Below are 19,857 nucleotides of genomic sequence, written 5' to 3'. Positions count from 1 at the left end.
CCTTAAGGGGCGCGGGGAACTGCGCGACCAGCCACATACGACCGGCACCCCGCAGCGATGCGCACCGCTCGCCCCCTTCCGGCACGACAATGTCGGCATGCACCGCGATCTTGAACTGGCCCGCGTAGGCCGCCGCTACGGCATACGCGGCCCCTGGGTCTTACGAGGCATCGACCTCACCCTCACCCCCGGCACCCTCACCCGCGTGGAAGGAGCGAACGGCACCGGCAAGTCCACCCTGCTCCGCCTGATCGCCGGCATAGACACCCCCACCGAGGGCCGTATCACCGGCCGCCCCCGCACCGCGTACGTACCCGAGCGCTTCCCCTCGGCCCTCCCCTTCACCCCCTCCGGCTACCTCACCCACCTCGGCACCGTCCACGGCCTCTCCCGGAAGTCGGCCGCCGCCCGCGCAGCGGACTGGCTGGAGCGGTTCGGCGCCGCGGCCTACGCGGCCACGCCCATGGCCCAGCTCTCCAAGGGCACCAGCCAGAAGGTCGCGGTCGCCCAGGCCCTGCTCGCCGACCCCCGGCTGCTCGTCCTCGACGAGGCCTGGACCGGCCTGGACGCCGAAGCCCGCGCGGAGCTGGAGCGGGCCGTCGCCGAGCGGACCGCGGCCGGGGGTGCCGTCGTGTTCGTCGATCACGATCCACGGCGCCTCGCGGGCGCGCCCGACGCGACCTACCAGGTCGTCGACGGCACCCTCAAGCCCGCTGCCGCGCAGGTGACTTCACCCGTCGGCCCGCACACCGTCGTCACCGTCCGGGGCCCCGCCGGCGGCCGCCTCCCCACCGACGTGACCCGCACGGCGGCCTTCGCCGAGGAACCGGCCCCCGGCACCTATCGTCTTACGGTTCCCGCGTCCCACTCGGACGTGGTGCTGCGTGCCCTCCTCACGGCCCACCCGCCCTGGCACGTGGTCGCCGTCAGTCCCTCGGACGTCCCACCGGACGAGAAAGCCCGCCCATGACCGCACTCCTGCGCTACCAGACCGCACTCCTCCTGCGCTCCCAGCGCTGGCTGCCCCCGGTGATCCTGTACGCCGTGTTCCTGGGCGTGGGTGTGCAGAGCGGTCAGCCGGTGCTGGACTCGCTCGGCTACACGGCCGCCGCGCTGCTGCCGGTGGCCGCCTGGCTGGTACGGATCTGTGTCACCGGCGAACCGCCGGCCGCCCGCGCCTGCGTCACGGCGGCGCGGGGCCCGGCCAGGGCCCATCTGGCCGCCCTGCTCACCGCCCTCGCCGCCGCCGCGCTGCTCGGCACGGCGGCGACCCTGGTCGTGACGGTGATCAGCCGGCACGCCACCAACGACCACCGGCTCGTCGTACCGCCCCTGCGGGCCGGGGCCGCCGGTCTGCTCGCGACCCTCGCCTGCGCGCTGCTCGGCGTTGCCGTAGGCGCGCTCACCAACCGGCCGCTGCTGCGCTCGCCGGGCCGGGCGGTGCCCACGATGCTGCTCGCCGCGCTGCTCGCGGTGGTGGTCGCGGGCTCTCCGGCGCACGCGGCGGTCAGCGGTCTGGTCTCCGGTTCGGAGTCCGGCCGGGTCCCGGTGTCACCCCTGCCCCTGGCCGCGGCGGCCCTGCTCACCGCCGCGGCCTTCACCGTGGCCTGCGTCCTCAGCGGCCGCCGCTCATCCTGAACAGGCGGTCCGCTGCGCCTCCTGCCACTCGCACCGGGGGCACATCGTGATGCCCTTGTACGACTCCGGGTACTCGGTCGGCTCCCGGCACAGCACGCACTCGGCGTACGGCGGACCGTCCGCCTTCGGCGGTTTCGCGGCCTCGCTGATCGTGCAGTAGCCCTCGTCGCTCATACCTCCAGCGTAGGACGGTCAGCGATGGCCGGGCGTCTCGCCGATCAGCTCGGACACCTTCACGAACCGGAAGCCGCGCTTGCGCAGCTCCGGTACGACGTGGCGGACCACCTCCTCGGTGGTCGGGGCGGCGCTGCGGGTGCAGTGCATGACGACCACGGAGCCGGGCTTCACCCCGTCCAGCACCTGCTGGGTCACCGCGTCGGCGTCCGTCGCGAACGCGTCGCCGCTCACCACGTCCCACTGCACCGCGGTGACCCCGAGCGCGCCGACCGCGCGCAGCGCCTGCTGGTCGTAGCAGCCGCCGGGGAAGCGGAAGTACGGCATCGGATGCGGCACTCCCGCCCTGAGCAGCGCGGCGTAGGCGCGCTCCACGTCCGACTTCATGTTCACGGCGGCGACGGTCGGCAGGCCGTAGCAGTCGCCGGTGAACGCGTAGTGGCTGTAGGAGTGGTTGGCGACCTCGAACTGCGGGTCGCGGCCGAGGGAGCGGGCCTGGTCCGGGTACTCGTCGGCCCAGCGGCCGGTCATGAAGACGGTGGCCGGCACCTTCAGCCGGCGCAGGGTCGCGATCAGCGCGGGGTTGTCGAAGTGTTCGCCGGCGGCCGCACGGGGTCCCTGGTCGGCGGTCATGTCGGCGTCGAAGGTCAGGGCGACGGTCTTGCCCAGGGTGCGCGGACCGTTGGAGAAGACGGGCGCCAGGCCGCCGGGGCGCGCGGGGAGCGTGGGCGGCTTGGCGGCGGGGGCCGGCCGGGCGGGGGCCGGGTGGCCGGTGTGGGGCGCCTGGGCGGTGCCGCAGGCGGCGAGCGCGGCGCCCAGGGCGACGCAGGCGGCGGTCATACCGGTAAGGCGGCGTACTGATCGGGTCACCCTATGAACGTAGGTCGGATTGTCCGTTTTTTCTGGATGGCGCGGCGCCGGGCCCGCCGGGGTCACCCGGGCGGCGGCTGCCCGGTCACGGTGCGGGTGGGCGTCGGCCGGCCGGGCGTTCAGGTCGGGGCGCCCACCGGGAGCCGGAGCAGGTCACGCAGAGCGGGGTCGCTGTCGTCCGTTCGCTTCGGGTGCTTCCTCGGCACGGGCACGCCTTTCGCTGGGGTCCGGGTGTCCGGGCTCCGGGAGTTCGGCGAGCCCGGCGAGATCGGGGGGAACGCGCGGTGCGCCGCCGTTCGGCGTGGGCTGCTGGGCCCGCTCCAGGAAGCGCAGAAGCTCCACCGGGAAGGGCAGGACCAGAGTGGAGTTCTTCTCGGCCGCCACCGCCACGATCGTCTGGAGCAGCCGCAGTTGCAGGGCTGTCGGGGTCTTCTCCATCTGCTGGGCCGCCTCGGCCAGCTTCTTCGAGGCCTGGAACTCGGCGTCGGCGTTGATGATCCGGGCCCGGCGCTCCCGGTCGGCCTCGGCCTGGCGGGCCATCGAGCGCTTCATCGTGTCCGGCAGCGACACATCCTTGATCTCGACCCGGTCCACCTGAACGCCCCAGCCCACGGCCGGGCTGTCGATCATCAGCTCCAGGCCCTGGTTGAGCTGCTCGCGGTTGGAGAGCAGGTCGTCCAGGTCGCTCTTGCCGATGATCGACCGCAGCGAGGTCTGGGCCATCTGCGATACCGCGAACTTGTAGTCCTCGACCTTGACCAGCGCGCTCACCGCGTCGACCACCCTGAAGTAGACGACCGCGTCCACGCGCACGGTGACGTTGTCGCGGGTGATGCCCTCCTGGGCGGGGACCGGCAGCGTGACGATCTGCATGTTGACCTTGTGCAGCCGGTCCGCGAACGGGATCACCAGATTGAATCCGGGCTGTCGTACGCCACCGGTGACCCGGCCGAGCCGGAACAGCACACCCTGTTCGTACTGCTTGACGACCCGCGCCCCCGCGGCCAGGTACAGCGCGCCGACGCACAGCGCCGCCACCACCGCGACCAGCAACTCCTGAACCATCACGACCCCCAGCCAGAGAGGTCCGGTATGTCTGATGCTGCAACGATATGCCCGGTGGGTCGTTCGGGGCCATGGGCCGCCGGGGAACAGGTCCGGGCCGGGATGCCGAGGGGCGTCGGCATCCCGGCCCGGGAGCGGCCGCCGGTTCAGACGGCCGTGACTCGGGTGGTCACGGCCGAGGCGGCCGTGACCTTCACCGGTTCGGTGTCGGCGTCGCTGTGCCGCTCGGCCCAGCTCTCCAGTGCGGTCCGGCAGGCGTGGTCGAGATGGTGCAGCCCGGACAGGTCCACCCGGATCGGGCGGTCCTGGGGCAGCGCCTCCAGACTGTCGAGGATCTTGGGCAGCCGCAGGAAGGTCGCGTTGCCCGACAGGTGGGCGTCGATCGGGCCCGCGCCCTTGTCGATGACCTCCAGCTTGATGTGCGAGGCCTCCCACGCGGTCTTGACGATGGACAGGGCCAGTCCGACGAGCACGCCCTCGAACATGCTGACCGCGACGATCGACACCGCGGTGACGACCAGGATCAGCGCCTCGCCCCGGTGCTCGCGCCAGAGCGCGGCCAGCGCCCGAACGGGGATGAGCTTGGCGCCCGAGTAGACCAGGATTCCGGCGAGTGCCGGGATCGGTATGTAGCCGAGGACTCCTGGCAGCAGCGCCGCGAACAGCAGCAGCCAGACGCCGTGCAGCACCCGGGACGCCTTCGTCCGGGCGCCCGCCTGCACATTGGCCGCGCTGCGCACGATCACCGCGGTCATCGGCAGCGCGCCGAGCAGTCCGCAGAGCGCGTTGCCCGCGCCCTGGGCGATCAGCTCCTGGTTGTACTTGGTGCGCGGACCGTTGTGCAGGCGGTCCACGGCCGCCGCGCTGAACAGCGACTCGGCGGACGCGATCAGTGTGAACGCGACGATCGTGCCGATCACGCCGAAGCCCGCCAGTTCGCCGAAGGCGCTCAGCGGCGGCGGCTGGACGGAGTCCAGCAGCCCGTGCACCTCGACGGTGGCGACCGGGAGGCTCAGCAGGAACGCGGCCAGGGTGGCGAGGCCGACGGCGGCCAGGGGGCCCGGAACCGTGCGCGCCTTCGCCGGGAGGTACTTCCACAGCACCAGGACCGCGACGGTGCCCGCACCGAGGGCGAGCGAGGCCAGCGCCTCCCCGTCCCCGAGGGCGTCCGCGAACGCCCCGGGCAGTCCGGCTATCTTTCCGGGCCCCGACTCGGGGGCCTTGGCGGCGAGCGCCGGATACAGCTGGCCGGCGATCAGGACCAGACCGATTCCGGCCAGCATGCCCTCGACCACCGAGACCGAGATGGCCCGGAAGTAGCGGCCCAGCCTCAGCGCACCCATGGCGATCTGGAGCACGCCGGTGACGAGCACGATCACGCCGAGCACCGGCAGCCCGAACTCCCGCACCGCCTCGAAGACGAGCACGGTCAGACCGGCGGCCGGCCCCGACACCTGAAGGCTGCTGCCCCGCAGCATCCCGGTGACGAGACCGCCCACGATGCCGGTGACCAGGCCGAGTTCGGCCGGCACACCGGAGGCGACGGCCACGCCCACGCACAGCGGGAGCGCGACCAGGAAGACGACGAGAGAGGCGGTGAAGTCCTGCTTTATGTGGGGGAACTTGGTCATCGCGACGCTCACAGGGTCTCGAACGCGTCGGTGGCGGCGCGGTGTTCGCGCACGGCACCGGTATGGACCTCGTAGTACCAGCCGCGCAGGGTCAGTTCGCCCCGCGCCAGCTTCCTGTCGATGAACGGGTAGGAGCGCAGCCGCAGCAGTTGGGCGAGCACGTGGTTCTGCACGCCCTCGGCGACGGCCGGGTCCTCCACCGCCCCGGTCGGGCGCGGCTCGGCACGGGCCAGCCAGTCCCGTACGGCGGGTACGGCGGTCAGGTCGTCGCCGCGCACCAGCGCGCCGACGGCGCCGCAGTGCGAGTGCCCGCAGACGACGATGTCGCCAACGCCCAGCACCTCCACGGCGTACTCGATGGTGGCCGCCTCGCTGGTGGGGTGCTCCGAGGCGTACGGGGGGACGATGTTGCCCGCGGTGCGCAGCTCGAAGAGCTCGCCCGGACGGGCGCCGGTGATCAGGGCCGGGACGACCCGGGAGTCGGAGCAGGTGATGAACAGCACCTGCGGGGACTGGCCTTCGGCGAGTTTGGCGAACTCCTCAGGGCGCTGTCCGAACGTACGGGCGTTGTCGATGAGGGGCTGCATGGCGTGTGGACTCCTCCTGGCGCGCCGGAGCGGCGCGTCGGGCTTGCACGACGGTTGTGGGGGTGACGAGCCGGGGCAGAACCCGTCGCTCAGCAGCGGAAGACCTGAAGCGCGGCAGGCGAGTGGGTTCTGGACGGTCTTGACGTGCGTTGATGCTCGGCCGCGGCGGCCACGGAGGCCGGTATCGCCTCGGTGTGCCGGGCGGTGGGCGGACGGTCGTCGGCCCAGCCGGCGGTGGCGGTGCGGTGGCGGTCGGCGGTCCGCGGCGGGCTGGTGGGCTCCCCGCAGAGGCCATGGGCGCGGAGGGTGTGCGACCCGTCGCGCACCAACTTCCCCGAGAGCGTCGGACCGGGCTGGGCCTTGGCCTCGGCGTGACTGAGTGTGTGCGCGGCTGCGAAGGTTGCCGCGGGCGCGAAGAACTGGACGGCGAGCAGGGCGGCGGCCAGGAGCGAGAACACGGTCCGGGCCGTCGTACCTCGGAACATGAGCCCCCCTTGCAGCAGTTCGCGCCTCTTGTGTGCACCAAGCACAGGTCAATGGTTGGTCAAGAAACACGTTAACCCTGCAAAGTCGTTTGCAGGGTTAACTCGGTGTTGCGAACCGAAGAGAGCGTGAAAAATGCCGGTGGGGTGGCTCGATCGGGCTCTTGACCCGGCGATCTTGATCGAATAGAGGGGCCTACTCGGCGGCGACGAGCCCCTTGGCGTCCCGGGCCAGGGCGGTGAGCCGGGATATCGCGCGGAAGTATTTCTTCCGGTAGCCGCCGTTCAGCATCTCCTCGCTGAACAGCCTGTCGAACGGCAGTCCGGAGGCCAGGACCGGGATCTCCCGGTCGTAGAGCCGGTCCGCGAGGACCACCAGCCGCAGCGCGGTCGACTGGTCGGGCACCGGCCGCACATCGGTGAGGCAGACCGCCGTCACGCCGTCGGTCAGCGCGCCGTACCGGCTGGGGTGCACCTTGGCCAGGTGGTCCAGGAGCTGCGGGAAGTCGTCGAGCGAGGCGCCCGGGGTGGCGTACGCCGCCTTGGTCACCAGTTCCTCGGAGAACGGCGCCGGTGCCTCGGGCAGGCCGCGGTGGCGGTAGTCCTCGCCGTCGATGCGCAGGGCGCGGAAGCGGGCTGACAGGCCCTGGATCTCGCGCAGGAAGTCGGCCGCCGCGAACCGGCCCTCGCCCAGCTTGCCCGGCAGCGTGTTGGAGGTGGCGGCGAGCGCGACACCGGCGTCGACCAGCCGGCCCAGCAGCGTAGACACCAGGACCGTGTCGCCGGGGTCGTCCAGTTCGAACTCGTCGATGCACAGCAGACGGTGGCCGGAGAGGGTCTGAACGGTCTGCTGGAAGCCGAGGGCGCCGACCAGGTTGGTCAGCTCCACGAAGGTGCCGAACGCCTTCAGCGCGGGCTCGGCCGGGGTGGCGTGCCAGAGCGAGGCGAGCAGGTGGGTCTTGCCGACGCCGTACCCGCCGTCGAGGTAGACCCCGCGGGGGCCGGCCGGGGTCTTCGGCGCCCTGGCCTTCCCGAAGCCGAGGAAACCGCGCCTGCCGCCGGCCGCCGCGTGCGCGCCGCCGAGACCGGCCGCGAAGCCTTCGAGGACCCGTACGGCCTCGGTCTGGCTCGGCTGGTTCGGGTCCGGCAGGTAGGTGGCGAAGCGGACCGAGTCGAAGCGGGGCGGCGGCACCATCTCCGCGACCAGCCGGTCCGCGGGGACGTGCGGCGAGCGGGCGCACAGCGACAGCGGGGCCGCGTCGGCTATGGGGCTGACCTCGGAAGCGGCGGGAGAAGACGACACGGTTGTCCATGGTAGTTGCCGTGCCACACTGCACGACATGCGACGCCTGTTCCCTGTGACCGAAGAGACAGCACCCGGCGCCTTCGGCGGTTCGGCCGAGGGGGAGGGGTTGGCGGGCAGGGCCGGTGTCTCCGGCGGGGCGGGCCGTGGGGATGAGGTCGGTGCCGCTGGTGGGGCAGGCCTTGGGACGGGGGCCGGTGCTGCCGGGCGGGCGGAGGCCGGGGCGGGTGGTTCCGGTTCTGTCGCGCGGGAGTGGGGTCTCGCCGAGCTGGCGGACGCCTATGGCTATCCCGTCGGGCGGGGAGTCTGGCTGCGGGCCAACATGGTGTCCACGCTCGACGGCGCCGGTCAGCACGACGGGCGTTCGCAGCCCATCTCCGGCGCGGCCGACATGCGGATCTTCGGCACGCTGCGGGCCCTCGCGGATGTGGTGGTCGTGGGAGCGGAAACGGTACGGCAGGAGGGGTACCGGCCGGCCCGCGCGCGTGCGGAGTTCGCCGGGCCCCGGGCGGCGGCGGGGCAGGGCCCGGCCCCCGCGGTCGCCGTCGTCACCGCGAGCCTGGACCTCGACTTCTCGCTCCCGCTGTTCACCTCGCCCCTCGTCCCCACGCTGATCCTCACCGGCGCGGCGGCCGCCCCCGACCGTGTCGCCGCCGCCGAGCGGGCCGGCGCCCGGGTGGTGGTCGCCGGTGACGGCGCGGGCGTCGACCCCGCCCGCGCGGTGAGCGCCCTCGTCGGCCTCGGGCACACCCGGCTGCTCACCGAGGGCGGACCCCGGCTGCTCGGGCAGTTCATCGCCGCCGATGTCCTCGACGAGCTGTGCCTCACGATGTCCCCGATGCTCACGGCAGGGAGCGCGCAGCGCATTTCCGGGGGCCCCGGTGTCACCGTACCCAGGCGTTTCGAACTAGTGTCCCTGCTGGAGGAGGCCGGATTCCTGTTCAGCCGCTATCAGCGGTCCTGAATTCGGCGGAATCTACCGTTCCGCTTAGCTTCCGGCGGGCACACTGAATCCGGCAGTACCCGTGCGTTCACGGGGCAGGATGGTTTCCGCAGGGCTGCTAGGCCCCAGGGAGGACAGAGGGCCCGAGCGGCCCTCTCAGGAGAAGAGGCGCCTGGTGTTCACAAGCGTTCTGATGATCGAGAAGGCCCTGACGTCTGCCGACGTGGAGTTCGTCACCACCTTGCACGGGGACGAGCAGGTTTCCTTCCATGTGTTGCTCCAGCCGCGCGGCGACCAGGCGGACCGCCTGCTGCGGGCCATCGACGACATCGCGCTCGGCGAACTGGACGAAGCCGCGCGCGAGCGGGAGACGCCCGAGGGGGACGAGGCGAAGGGGCCGGCCGAACAGGCGCTGGACGTGTCCCTGGCGGCCCTGCGGGCGGCGGGGAGCACGGCGGAGGGGCGGATGGTCGAGGACCACCCGCTGGACGCGCTGAAGACGGTGGTGGAAGAGGTCGGCGCGGACGAGGTGATCGTGCTGACCGATCCGCACTACGTGGAGGAGTTCTTCCACCGGGACTGGGCCTCCCGGGCGCGGCACAAGGTGGGGGTGCCGGTGCTGAAGCTGTTCTCGCACAGTAAGGCGTAGACGCCCTGCGTGGACGGGGCGGCCCGTGGGCGGGTGCGGGTGCGGGTGCGGGTGCGGGTGCTTGGTGGCTGGTCGCGCCCACGCGGCGGAGCCGCATATCAAACACGGCCCCGCGCCTCTGAAGGGGCGCTGATGCTCGTGCCCGTTGCACGGCACCCGGTGCCCGAGCGCATAGGCTAGGGCCGCTTTCGCACGTCACCGTCTCTGGGAGAAACACATGGCACCCGGCCTTCCTTCCGCCATGGAGCGACCGCACTTCATCGGCATCGGCGGCGCCGGGATGTCGGGGATCGCCAAGATCCTCGCCCAGCGCGGTGCCGAGGTGGCCGGGAGCGATGCCAAGGAGTCGGCCACCGCCGAGGCGCTGCGGGCGCTGGGCGCCACCGTGCACATCGGGCACGCGGCGGAGTACCTGGCCGACGACGCCAGCTGCGTCGTCGTGTCGTCGGCGATCCGCGAGGACAACCCCGAGCTGGCGCGCGCGGCCGAGCTGGGCATCCCCGTGGTGCACCGCTCGGACGCCCTCGCCGCCCTGATGGACGGCGCGCGGCCGATCGCCGTGGCGGGCACCCACGGCAAGACCACGACCACCTCCATGCTGGCCGTCTCGCTGACCGCGCTGGGCCGCGAGCCGTCGTACGCCATCGGCGGCGACCTGGACGCCCCCGGTTCCAACGCCCTGCACGGCGCGGGCGAGATCTTCGTCGCCGAGGCGGATGAATCGGACCGCAGCTTCCACAAGTACGCGCCCGAGGTCGCCATCGTCCTGAACGTGGAGCTCGACCACCACGCCAACTACGCCTCGATGGACGAGATCTACGAGTCCTTCGAGACCTTCGCCGGCCGGATCGTGCCCGGCGGCACGCTGGTGATCAACGCCGATGAGGAAGGCGCGCGCGAGCTGACCCGGCGGCTGGCCGGGAAGGTGCGGACGGTCACCTACGGCGACGCCGCCGACGCCGACGTCCGGGTGCTGTCCGTCGTACCGCAGGGGCTGAAGAGCGAGGTCACCGTCGACCTGGACGGGACCGAGCTGACCTTCACGGTCTCCGTGCCCGGCCGGCACTACGCGCACAACGCCGTCGCCGCGCTCGCCGCGGGCGTGGCCCTCGGGGTCCCGGCCGCCGAGCTGGCGCCCGCGCTGGCCGCGTACACGGGCGTCAAGCGCCGCCTCCAGCTCAAGGGCGAGGCGGCCGGCGTCCAGGTGATCGACTCCTACGCCCACCACCCCACCGAGATGACCGCCGACCTGGAGGCCATGCGCGCCGCCGCCGGGGACGCCCGGATCCTGGTCGTCTTCCAGCCGCACCTGTTCTCCCGCACCCAGGAGCTGGGCAAGGAGATGGGCGACGCGCTGGCCCTCGCGGACGCGTCCGTGGTCCTGGACATCTACCCGGCCCGTGAGGACCCGGTTCCCGGTGTCACCAGCGAGCTGATCATCGAGGCGGCGCGGGCCGCGGGCGCCGACGTCACCGCCGTCCACGACAAGGACGAGGTCCCCGCCGTGGTCGCGGGAATGACGAAGCCCGGTGATCTGGTTCTCACCATGGGCGCGGGCGATGTGACCGACCTGGGCCCGAGGATCCTGGAACGCCTGGCGAAGTGAGGGGCTGAGAGTCATGTCGTACGACGTCGACAAGCCGGACGAGCAGTGGCGGTCGGAGCTGACGCCGGCCGAGTACGCCGTGCTGCGTCAGGCGGCGACCGAGCCGGCCTTCGTCGGTGAGTACACCGACACCAAGACCAAGGGCGTGTACTCCTGTCGCGCCTGCGGTGCGGAGCTGTTCACCTCCACCACGAAGTTCGAGTCGCACTGCGGGTGGCCGTCCTTCTACGACCCGAAGGACACCGACGCGGTCGAGCTGGTCGAGGACCGCACGCACGGGATGGTCCGCACCGAGGTGCGGTGTGCGCGGTGCGGTTCGCACCTCGGGCACGTCTTCGAGGGCGAGGGGTACGCGACCCCGACCGACCAGCGGTACTGCATCAACAGCATCTCGCTGCGGCTGACGCCGGACGAGGGCTGACACGAGCCTCGTTACGGACCCTGCGGGGGCCGGACGAGGCTGGCGCGTTGTACCAGGTCCGGGCCCGACTCGCCCCCGAGGGACCCCGCGCGGGGCTCCGGGTCGGTGGTCCGGTCTGTGCTCGGCGTCGCGGCGCACCGCGGTTGTCGCCGCGGTGCGCCGGGGGTGGGGGTGCGTGGGGGGCGGCCGGTCACGTGGGCTCGGCGACCCGGCTCCCGGAGGCGAGGACCACCAGGCCGCCGGTGACGGCGAGGGTCGTCAGGACGACGGCGAACACCGTGGCGCCGTTGGTCAGCCCGATCGCGTCGCTGAGGTAGCCGGCCGAGACCGGCAGCAGGCCCGCCGGGACGTAACCGCCCACGTTGAGCGCCGCGTTGGCCTCGGCGAGCCGCTGCGCCGGGACGCTGTGGTTGAGCAGCGAGAGCCCGCCGAGCTGTCCCATGCCCTGGCCGGCACCGGCCAGCAGCGCGGCGGCGATCAGCGCGGGGACCGACGAGGTGTGCACGGCGGTGGCGAGCGCGATCATGCTGAGCGTGGTGCTGACGGCACCGGCGGTCAGGATGGTGCGCAGGGGCAGCTTCCGCACGGCGAACTGCACCCCGGTGGCGGCCAGGAACATCGCGAACGCCATGGCCCCGGCGACGATCCGGCTGGTGGTGCCGAGCAGGCCGGACAGCAGCGAGGGACCGAGCGAGAGCACGAAGGACGTCGCGGTGATGCCGGGTGCGAACACCGCGATGCCGAGGGTGAGTTGCAGGCCGTTGCCGTGCGGGACGCCGGGTACCCGGAGCCACGCGCCCCTGGCGGGTGCGGCGGGGCGGCGCACCGGCATGCGCAGCACGGCGAGGATCGCGGTGGCGAGCAGCACCGCCTCCACCGCGAAGACGGTGACGGTGGGACCGGGCACGGTCTCGGACAGGACGCCCGCGAGGAGCGGCCCGAGTCCGGCCCCGAAGACCATCGCGCAGGAGGCGAGCAGGGCCGCGAGCCGCTTGCGGTGCCCGCCGGCCACGTCCGTCACGGCGGCCATGCCCGCGGAGACCACCGCGCCGACGGCGATACCGGTGAACAGCCGGGCCACGATCAGCGCGGCCACGCCGGCCGCGGTCGCGAAGATGACACAGGCGGCGAGCGCCAGCCCCAGGGCGGGCAGCAGGACCGCCTTGCGGCCGAGCCGGTCGGAGACCACGCCGCAGACGAGCAGCGACCCGAGCAGGCCGACGATGTAGAAGGCGAAGATCACGGTGAGGGTCCCCTTGGAGAACCCGATCTCACGCTGCCACATCACGTACAGCGGCGTCGCCGCGTTGGACAGGACGAAGACCGCCGTCACCGGCCAGGCGGCCAGCCATACCCACCAGATGGGAGCGGGCGAGGCGCCCGGCCCCGAGGGCTCGCCGGCCGCGGCCTCCCGCTCACCCGCCCCCTGTGCGGGCGCGGTTGGACTCTCCGGCATGACAGGTACCCCCTGCTGGTTCAGTACGAGTTTTCTCGAACATAGCATGCAGTACGATTGGAGTCGTACATAGGATTCGGGGGGATGAGGAGTCGCCCATGCCTTCCACGGCGCGTCCGGCGTCCGTACGGGTGCCGGACTTCAAGGTGCTGCCGCTCCCCGCGGACCTGCCCGAACCGCTGCCCGAGCCGGCGGTGGCGGACCTGCGCCTGGAGACGGTGCTGGGGGCGCTGAGCGATCCGCTGCGGCTACGGATCGTGCAGAAGCTGCTGCTGGACTCGGAGCAGTACGACCACACCTGCGGGTGGTTCGGGTTCGACCGCCCCAAGTCCTCGCTGACCCACCACTTCAAGGCCCTGCGCGAGGCCGGTGTCACCCGGCAGCGCCAGTACGGCCTGGAGCGGCGCAGCCATGTCCGCGTCGACGACCTGAACGCGCGCTTCCCCGGCCTGCTGGACCTGGTCGCGGCCTGGACGCCCGGCGAGGGCTGACGCCCCTTCCCGCCGTTCGGGCGTAACCGGTGTGCCGGACCACCGGGCCCGTCCGATGCCCGCAGGCCCGCACACCCGAGCCGTCCACGGCCCGGGGAGCCCGCGCGCCGGATCCGTCCGTGGCCCGCTCGCACACCGGATCCGAACTCCCCGGACGCGAGCGCGCACCGCCACCGACGGCGGGGCGGCCGGAGCTTCGGCCGCCCCGCCGCACCGCTTCGGCAGGCCGTGCGGCGCGGGTGGCTGGTGCCCCCTGGGGCGCTGTTTGAGATTCTGTGAGGGTGTTGGGTGTCGCGCGATGGTTCCAGTCCCGCAGGGGACCCGCGTCCGCCGACGGCCCCGGGGCAGTGGACGGGCCCATCGCGGGCGCCGACCCCGCCGCGCCCTTCAGGATGCTGCGGGCGGCCGCGGCCGGCATCGGCACCACCCTCGACGAGTCCACGACCTGCACGGAACTGTCCCGGGCGGCGGTACGGCTGACCGGCGGCGGGGCTGCCGTGATGCGGCGGGTCGGCGAGACCGTCTCCGGCTACGAGTCGATCACCGGCGACGCCGACATGCTGCCCGACGCCCGCTGGGCCACCGCGGTGGCCCGGGACGCGGGCTCCCCGGCCGCCGACCACTGGACGGACCCCTGGCTGGCCCGCCCGGCCGGCAGCCGCACCCGTCCGGCCGTGTGCGTGCCCCTGACCAGCGGCTCCGACCAGTACGGCGTACTGGTCTGCGCCCGCGAGGGGATGGCCTTCGTCCGTGCGGAGGCCGAACTGCTCGCCCTCCTCGCCGAACGCGCCGCCTCCCACATCCGGCACGCCCGCGAGTACGAGCACGTCAACCGCACCGCCGGTGACCTGCAACGCGCCCTGCTGTCCGAGCCCGGCCGGCCGCATCCCAACCTGGACGTGTCGATCCGCTACCTCCCGGCCGGCGGCCGGGTGCTGGTCGGCGGCGACTGGTGCGAGACGGTACGGCTGCACTTCGGCCGCACCCTGCTCGTCGTCGGCGACGTGATGGGCCACGGCCTGGAAGCCGCCGTCGACATGAACGCCTACCGGTCCTCGCTCCGCTACATCGCCTCCTCCGAGCTGCCCCCGCACCGGGTGCTGCGCCAGATGGACGCCATCGCCGCCCACGAGGCGGACCGCAGACCCGCCACCTGTCTGCTGGTGCGCGTCGACCCGAGCCGCCGTCAGGTCACCCTGTCCAGCGCCGGCCACCTTCCGCCCGCCATGATCACCGGGGAGGGCCGGACCTCCCTGCTGCCGGTCCCCGTGGGCCCGCCGCTGGGCACCGGCTTCGGGGGCTATGAATCGGCCACCCACCAGTTCGACCCCGACCACGCCCTCGTCCTCTTCACGGACGGACTGGTGGAACACCGTGGCGAGGACATCGACCGCTCCCTGAACCGCCTCGCGGAACTGCACTTCACCCCGGCCGTCGGCGTGGACGCCCTGCTGGAGTCCATCCTCACCCGCCTCGACGCCCGCAACGCCGAGGACGACGTCGCGGTCATGGCGGCCCGCCCGCATCCCCGCAAGGGCGGCTTCACGTCCGTACCGGAGGAGGAGGAAGAGCGGCCGGCGGGCCTGTGACGGTGAGCCCGGAGACACCGCAGGACCGCGCCGCGGCACGTACCGCCCGGGATCCCGTTGCCGACGCCGGACGGGGAGGCCGAGCCGACGCGGGGCCCCGGCGTCGGCTGCCCGCCCGCCGCCGCTGCCCCGCTCCGGGCCGCCGTGGGCTACCTGGGCAACGTCAGCGTGAACACGGTCGTGCCGTCCGGGCCGTCGCCCAGCCCGATGGTGCCGCCGTGTGCCTCCACCAGGGCCCGGGCCACCGACAGGCCGAGGCCGCTGCCGCCGCGGTCGCGGCTGCGGGCCTTGTCGACGCGGTAGAACCGGTCGAAGACCCGGGCCCGGTCGGCGGCCGGAATGCCGGGGCCACGGTCGGTGACGCTCACCGACGCCGAGCCCGGGGCCGTCGCGACCGCCACCGACACCGGCGTGCCGGTGGGCGTGTGGACGGCCGCGTTGGTGAGGAGGTTGTCCAGCACCTGGCGGATACGGACCGGATCCAGGCGGAGCGGCACCGGGCCCGGACCGACGGTCACCGTCAGCGGATGGTCGGCGTGCGCCGCCCGGAAGGCATCCGCGGCCTCCCGCACCAGCTCCGCCAGGTCGGCGTCCTCCAGCCGCAGCGGTGTCTCCACCTCGGCCGCGTCCAGGCGGGCCAGGAGCAGCAGGTCGTCGAGGAGGATGCCCATCCGGGCCGCCTCGGCGCGCAGCCGGGCCAGGTGCTTGTCGCGTTCGTCGGGGGCGTTGGCGGCGGCGTACTGGAAGAGGTCGGCGTAGCCGCGCACCGACATCAGCGGGGTGCGCAGCTCGTGCGAGGCGTCCGCGACGAAGCGGCGCAGCCGCTGCTCGGCCTCCGCGCGGACGGCGAGGGAGTGGTCGATGTGTTCGAGCATCGTGTTGAACGCGGTGCGCAGCTCCTCGACCTCGGGGCCGCCGCCCCGTTTGGCCGCGCGCAGTGGCAGCCGCGCCGCCGACTCCGTCAGATTGTGCGAGGCGATGCCATGGGCGGTGTGCGCCATGTCGCTCAGCGGTTCCAGGCCGTGCCGCAGCAGCCGCCGGCCGAACACCACAAGGGCCAGCAGCGCGAGACCGAACGCGACCACCTGGACCGTGACCAACTGCCGGACCGTGTCGTCCATGCTGCCCATCGGCGCGCCGCTGACCAGCACCACCCCCGGCTCCACCTCGCAGCCGCGCAGCCGGTACTGGCCCTCGCCGGTCAGGTCTTTGGTCCGCAGCACCTCCGTGCCCGCGGCGATCTGCGCCTTCGCCACCGAAGTGAGGTCGCCGATGTCCTCGGGCAGGTCACTGGTCTCCTCGGGCTTGCGCAGCACCGGGGTGCCGTGCGAGACGTCGTACACGGCGTAGTACCAGTGGTAGTACTTCTTGCCCTGGAGGGTGCCGTGCTGCGCGATGCTCTTGGACTGGGCCACCTGGGCCAGCCCCAGCTGATCGTCCAGCTGGGCCGACAGGTAGTCCCGCATGTACATGGTCAGGGCCGAGCCGACGACCGCGAACACCACCAGTGCCAGCGCCCCCAGCCCCAGTGCCAGCCGGGTGCCCAGGCGCATGCTCCGGTACGAGCGCCACAGCCGCCGGATCACTCGGCCGCCTGCTGCCGGACCACGTACCCGAAACCGCGCACGGTGTGGATCAGCGGTTCTCCGCCTGCCTCGTCCAGCTTGCGGCGCAGCCGGCTGACCACCAGCTCCACCACGTTCGAGCGGCCGCCGAAGCCGTACTCCCAGACATGGTCCAGGATCTGCGCCTTGGTGAGCACGGTCGGTGACTTGCGCATCAGATAGCGCAGCACCTCGAACTCGGTCGGGGTCAGCGAGAACAGCCGCTCGCCGCGCCGGACCTCACGGGTGTCCTCGTCCATCGTCAGGTCGGCGACCTGGAGGACCGAGCGCTGGAAGCCGGGCCCCGCGCTGCGCCGCAGCACCGTGCGCAGCCTGGCCATCAGCTCCTCCACCGCGAACGGCTTGACCAGGTAGTCGTCCCCGCCCCGGGTCAGGCCCGCGACCCGGTCGGCGACCCCGTCGCGGGCCGTGAGGAACACCACCGGCACCATCGTCCCGGAGCGCCGCAGCCGGTCCAGCACACCGAAGCCGTCCACGTCCGGAAGCATCAGGTCGAGCACGACGATGTCCGGCCGGAAGTCGGCGGCCCGGGCCAGCGCGTCCTCACCGGAGTACGCGGTGACCGCCTCCCAGCCCTCGTACCGTGCGACCGTCGCGACCAGGTCGGCGATCGGCGGGTCGTCGTCCACGACGAGGAGTCGTACTTTTTCCACCCGCTCATACTGCGCCACACGGCGGTGGGCGCCAGACCCGCGCCCACACAGAGAACACATCGATAACCAGTTGAAAGCAGCCCGACAGGAAAACGACAGCGATCACGGGTGAAGCTCGACTCCCAGGATCCGATCAAGGAGCTGCCGACCCGTGACGACCGTCCAATCGCCCCCTGCGCCCCCCACGGCGATACGCCCCAGGGTGGTGGCCCGCACGGGCCTGTACGCCGTGCTCGCCGTGAACGCGGCCGTGGTCGCCTACTTCTTCGCCCAGGCGGGCTTCGCCTCCAACGCCCTGATCGTCATCGGCCGCTTCCTCGGCCTGTACGGCGCCCTCGTCATGGCCTTCCAGCTGGTGCTGGTGGCCCGGCTGCCCTGGCTGGACCGCCGGATCGGCATGGACCGGCTGACCTCCTGGCACCGCTGGACCGGCTTCGCCCTGCTGTGGACGCTGCTCGGGCACGCCGTCTTCATCAGCTTCGGCTACGCCGACGGCGCCGGCGTCGGTCCGGTCGGCGAGATCGTCGACCTCGCCGAGACGACCGAGGGCGTGCTCCGCGCCGTCGTCGCCCTCGGCATCATCCTCGTGGTCGGCGCCGTCTCGGCCCGCTACGCCCGCCGCCGGCTCGCCTACGAGACCTGGCACTTCGTCCACCTTTACACGTACGTGGCCGTGGTGCTCGCCTTCACCCACCAGGTCGCGGTCGGTACGACGTTCACCGCGTCGTCCGCCGCGACGGCGTACTGGTACGCGGTGTGGGGCGTCGCGCTCGGCTCGGTGGCCCTGGGCCGGCTGGTCCTGCCGCTGTGGCGCAACCACCGCCACCAGTTCCGGGTCTCCGCCGTCGTCCCCGAGTCGGACAACGTGGTCTCGGTCCATGTCACCGGCCGTGACCTCGACAAACTGGGCGCGCGGGCCGGCCAGTTCTTCCTGTGGCGGTTCCTGACGAAGGACCGCTGGTGGCAGGCGAACCCCTTCTCCCTCTCCGCCGCCCCCGACGGCCGCACCCTGCGCCTGACCGCCAAGGCCGCCGGTGACGGCAGCGCCGCCCTGCGCCACCTGAAGGTCGGCACCCGGGTCTTCGCCGAGGGCCCCTACGGCGCCTTCACCACCCTGCACCGCCGGAAGACCGAGTCCCTGCTGATCGCGGGCGGTGTCGGCGTCACCCCCATCCGCGCCCTCCTGGAGGACATCGAGGGCCACGCGGTCGTCATCTACCGCGTCGCCGCCGACCGGGACGCCGTCCTCTACGACGAACTGCGCGACCTCGCCGTCGCCAAGGGCGCCGAACTGCACCTGGTCACCGGCCCGCCGGTCCCCGACAAGCTGGCCGCGCGCGAGCTGATCCAGCTGGTGCCGGACATCGCCGACCGGGACGTCTTCCTGTGCGGCCCGCCGCCGATGATGAACGCGGTGCTGCGCAGCCTGGGAGACCTGGGCGTGCCCAAGCCGCAGATCCACTTCGAGCGTTTCAGCCTGGCGGGATGAGAGAGACATCGTGAAGCGAGCCATACCTGTCGTCGCCCTGAGCATCGCGGGCCTGATCCCCGTCTGGCGCTACGAGCCGTCCGTCGGCGGTACGACGACCACCACCGCCGAGCAGCCCGTCACGACCCCGTCCACCTCCGCGACCGGCGCTTCGGGCACGGTCGTCAAGGGCACCACCGTCAACACCGAGAAGGGTCCCGTGGAGGTCCAGGTGACCTTCGACGGCGACAGGATCACCGCGGTGAGCATGCTCCAGCAGCCCGACCATCCGCAGACGACCGCGGCCGTCCCGGTGCTGATCTCGGAAACGCTGAAGGCGCAGAGCGCGGACATCGACACCGTGTCGGGCGCGACGATCACCAGTGACGGCTACCGGGAGTCCCTCCAGGCCGCGATCGACGCGAAGGGCTGACCGTGCGCCGAGTCGAACACGTCATGGGCTTCCCGGTCTCCCTGCGGATCGACGACCAGGACGTCCCGGAGAGCGCGGCGGACGCCGTCTTCGCCTGGCTGCGCGAAGCCGACGAGCGGTTCAGCCCGTTCAAGCCGGACAGCGAGGTCTCCCGGCTCGACCGGGGCGAACTCTCCGAGACCGAGGTGAGCGCGGACCTCGCCGAGGTGCTCGCGCTGTGCGAGGAGTACCGGCTGGCGACCGGCGGCGCGTTCGACGTACGGCTGCCGGGGCGGGGCCTCGACCCGTGCGCGGTGGTCAAGGGCTGGTCGGTGCAGCGGGCGGCGGACCTGCTGTCGGCGGCCGGGGCGCGGCGGTTCGTGCTGAACGCCGGTGGAGACGTGGTCGCCTCCGGCGGGCCCTGGCGGGTGGGCGTACGGCACCCCGAGCACGCCGACCGGCTGTGCACGGTCCTCGAACTCACCGACGGGGCGGTCGCCACCTCCGCCCGCTACGAGCGCGGCGACCACATCCTCGACGGGCGTACGGGACGTCCGGCGACCGGGCTGCTCAGCGTCACCGTCGTCGCCCCGACCCTGACGGAGGCCGACTCCGTGGCGACCGCCGCCTTCGCGATGGGGGCCGAGGGCACCGCGTGGGCGGCGGGGCGGCCGGGCTGCGAGGTGTTCGTGGTGGACACCGAGCACGCTGTGCTGCGTACTGCGGGGTTGCCCGTCGCGGATACGGGGCGGTCGGCCGCGTAGCCGTCGCCGGTCCCCGACCGATCGGCCGCC

General features: G+C 72.7%; 21 protein-coding genes. 11 read left to right on the top strand and 10 right to left on the bottom strand.

The window, feature by feature from the left end; translation table 11 throughout:
• Positions 1-97: 97 nt before the first annotated feature.
• Together ACZ5K7_RS02315 and ACZ5K7_RS02310 are read left to right on the top strand one after the other, a co-directional pair.
• Positions 98-970: an ABC transporter ATP-binding protein gene (locus ACZ5K7_RS02315; protein ID WP_351710355.1), complete on the top strand. Its 873-nt coding sequence runs from the start codon at positions 98-100 to the stop codon at positions 968-970.
• Positions 967-1,638, top strand: a complete 672-nt coding sequence (locus ACZ5K7_RS02310; protein ID WP_351710353.1) for an ABC transporter — start codon at positions 967-969, stop codon at positions 1,636-1,638. The genes ACZ5K7_RS02315 and ACZ5K7_RS02310 overlap by 4 nt, the downstream gene beginning before the upstream one ends.
• Here the strand turns inward: ACZ5K7_RS02310 and ACZ5K7_RS02305 are convergent.
• The 7 genes from ACZ5K7_RS02305 to zapE form a co-directional block, all read right to left on the bottom strand.
• Positions 1,630-1,812 carry a hypothetical protein gene (locus ACZ5K7_RS02305; RefSeq protein ID WP_351710351.1) on the bottom strand — a complete coding sequence of 61 codons (183 nt, stop codon included), beginning with the start codon at positions 1,810-1,812 and terminating at the stop codon, positions 1,630-1,632. The genes ACZ5K7_RS02310 and ACZ5K7_RS02305 overlap by 9 nt on opposite strands.
• 18 nt (positions 1,813-1,830) lie before the next feature.
• Positions 1,831-2,652 carry a polysaccharide deacetylase family protein gene (locus tag ACZ5K7_RS02300; protein ID WP_351710451.1) on the bottom strand — a complete coding sequence of 274 codons (822 nt, stop codon included), beginning with the start codon at positions 2,650-2,652 and terminating at the stop codon, positions 1,831-1,833.
• Between the two features lie 183 nt (positions 2,653-2,835).
• Positions 2,836-3,747: a slipin family protein gene (locus ACZ5K7_RS02295; protein WP_468909463.1), complete on the bottom strand. Its 912-nt coding sequence runs from the start codon at positions 3,745-3,747 to the stop codon at positions 2,836-2,838.
• Between the two features lie 146 nt (positions 3,748-3,893).
• A complete protein-coding gene (locus ACZ5K7_RS02290; RefSeq protein ID WP_468909460.1) occupies positions 3,894-5,378 on the bottom strand; it encodes a SulP family inorganic anion transporter in 1,485 nt (494 codons plus the stop codon).
• A gap of 8 nt (positions 5,379-5,386) precedes the next feature.
• The gene (locus tag ACZ5K7_RS02285; RefSeq protein ID WP_468909457.1) at positions 5,387-5,965 is read right to left on the bottom strand and encodes a carbonic anhydrase; all 579 of its coding nucleotides are present in this window, start codon (positions 5,963-5,965) and stop codon (positions 5,387-5,389) included.
• 89 nt (positions 5,966-6,054) lie between these two features.
• A complete protein-coding gene (locus ACZ5K7_RS02280) occupies positions 6,055-6,450 on the bottom strand; it encodes a hypothetical protein (protein ID WP_468909454.1) in 396 nt (131 codons plus the stop codon).
• Positions 6,451-6,643: 193 nt separating this feature from the next.
• Positions 6,644-7,750: a cell division protein ZapE gene (zapE, locus tag ACZ5K7_RS02275; RefSeq protein WP_468909451.1), complete on the bottom strand. Its 1,107-nt coding sequence runs from the start codon at positions 7,748-7,750 to the stop codon at positions 6,644-6,646.
• Positions 7,751-7,787: 37 nt separating this feature from the next.
• Between zapE and ACZ5K7_RS02270 the strand changes: the two genes are divergently transcribed.
• The 4 genes from ACZ5K7_RS02270 (at position 7,788) to msrB (ending at position 11,369) form a co-directional block, all read left to right on the top strand.
• Entirely contained in the window at positions 7,788-8,714 is a 927-nt protein-coding gene (locus ACZ5K7_RS02270) for a pyrimidine reductase family protein (RefSeq protein WP_468909449.1), read from the top strand.
• 154 nt (positions 8,715-8,868) lie between these two features.
• Entirely contained in the window at positions 8,869-9,342 is a 474-nt protein-coding gene (locus ACZ5K7_RS02265; protein WP_384479626.1) for an indole-3-glycerol phosphate synthase, read from the top strand.
• Positions 9,343-9,559: 217 nt separating this feature from the next.
• Positions 9,560-10,948 carry a UDP-N-acetylmuramate--L-alanine ligase gene (murC, locus tag ACZ5K7_RS02260; RefSeq protein ID WP_351710337.1) on the top strand — a complete coding sequence of 463 codons (1,389 nt, stop codon included), beginning with the start codon at positions 9,560-9,562 and terminating at the stop codon, positions 10,946-10,948.
• Positions 10,949-10,961: 13 nt separating this feature from the next.
• Positions 10,962-11,369, top strand: a complete 408-nt coding sequence (gene msrB, locus ACZ5K7_RS02255) for a peptide-methionine (R)-S-oxide reductase MsrB (protein WP_351710335.1) — start codon at positions 10,962-10,964, stop codon at positions 11,367-11,369.
• A gap of 190 nt (positions 11,370-11,559) precedes the next feature.
• Here msrB and ACZ5K7_RS02250 read toward each other — a convergent pair whose 3' ends face one another.
• Positions 11,560-12,825, bottom strand: a complete 1,266-nt coding sequence (locus ACZ5K7_RS02250) for an MFS transporter (protein WP_468909444.1) — start codon at positions 12,823-12,825, stop codon at positions 11,560-11,562.
• A gap of 98 nt (positions 12,826-12,923) precedes the next feature.
• Between ACZ5K7_RS02250 and ACZ5K7_RS02245 the strand changes: the two genes are divergently transcribed.
• Together ACZ5K7_RS02245 and ACZ5K7_RS02240 are read left to right on the top strand one after the other, a co-directional pair.
• On the top strand, positions 12,924-13,316 hold the full coding sequence (locus ACZ5K7_RS02245; RefSeq protein WP_382531241.1) for an ArsR/SmtB family transcription factor: 393 nt from the start codon (positions 12,924-12,926) through the stop codon (positions 13,314-13,316).
• 347 nt (positions 13,317-13,663) lie between these two features.
• Positions 13,664-14,905 (top strand): PP2C family protein-serine/threonine phosphatase, encoded by a 1,242-nt coding sequence (locus ACZ5K7_RS02240; protein ID WP_468909439.1) that lies wholly within the window; start codon positions 13,664-13,666, stop codon positions 14,903-14,905.
• Positions 14,906-15,054: 149 nt separating this feature from the next.
• Here ACZ5K7_RS02240 and ACZ5K7_RS02235 read toward each other — a convergent pair whose 3' ends face one another.
• A complete protein-coding gene (locus tag ACZ5K7_RS02235) occupies positions 15,055-16,491 on the bottom strand; it encodes a sensor histidine kinase (protein ID WP_351710319.1) in 1,437 nt (478 codons plus the stop codon).
• Positions 16,488-17,243, bottom strand: coding sequence for a response regulator transcription factor (locus ACZ5K7_RS02230; RefSeq protein WP_468909435.1), 756 nt, complete (start codon positions 17,241-17,243; stop codon positions 16,488-16,490). The genes ACZ5K7_RS02235 and ACZ5K7_RS02230 overlap by 4 nt, the downstream gene beginning before the upstream one ends.
• A gap of 91 nt (positions 17,244-17,334) precedes the next feature.
• On the opposite strand from ACZ5K7_RS02230, the gene ACZ5K7_RS02225 reads away from it, so the two are divergent.
• From ACZ5K7_RS02225 to ACZ5K7_RS02215, 3 genes are read left to right on the top strand one after another with little or no spacing between them, the layout of a single operon-like run.
• Complete coding sequence (locus ACZ5K7_RS02225) at positions 17,335-18,672, top strand: ferredoxin reductase family protein (protein WP_468909432.1); 1,338 nt, start codon at positions 17,335-17,337, stop codon at positions 18,670-18,672.
• A gap of 10 nt (positions 18,673-18,682) precedes the next feature.
• Complete coding sequence (locus ACZ5K7_RS02220; protein WP_468909429.1) at positions 18,683-19,084, top strand: FMN-binding protein; 402 nt, start codon at positions 18,683-18,685, stop codon at positions 19,082-19,084.
• Positions 19,085-19,086: 2 nt separating this feature from the next.
• A complete protein-coding gene (locus tag ACZ5K7_RS02215) occupies positions 19,087-19,827 on the top strand; it encodes an FAD:protein FMN transferase (protein WP_468909426.1) in 741 nt (246 codons plus the stop codon).
• Positions 19,828-19,857 lie beyond the last annotated feature (30 nt).

Source organism: Streptomyces sp. NPDC031497 (genome assembly GCF_055580905.1).
The sequence above is the reverse complement of the archived record's forward strand: the minus strand, read 5'-3'. Positions and strand labels throughout refer to the sequence as shown.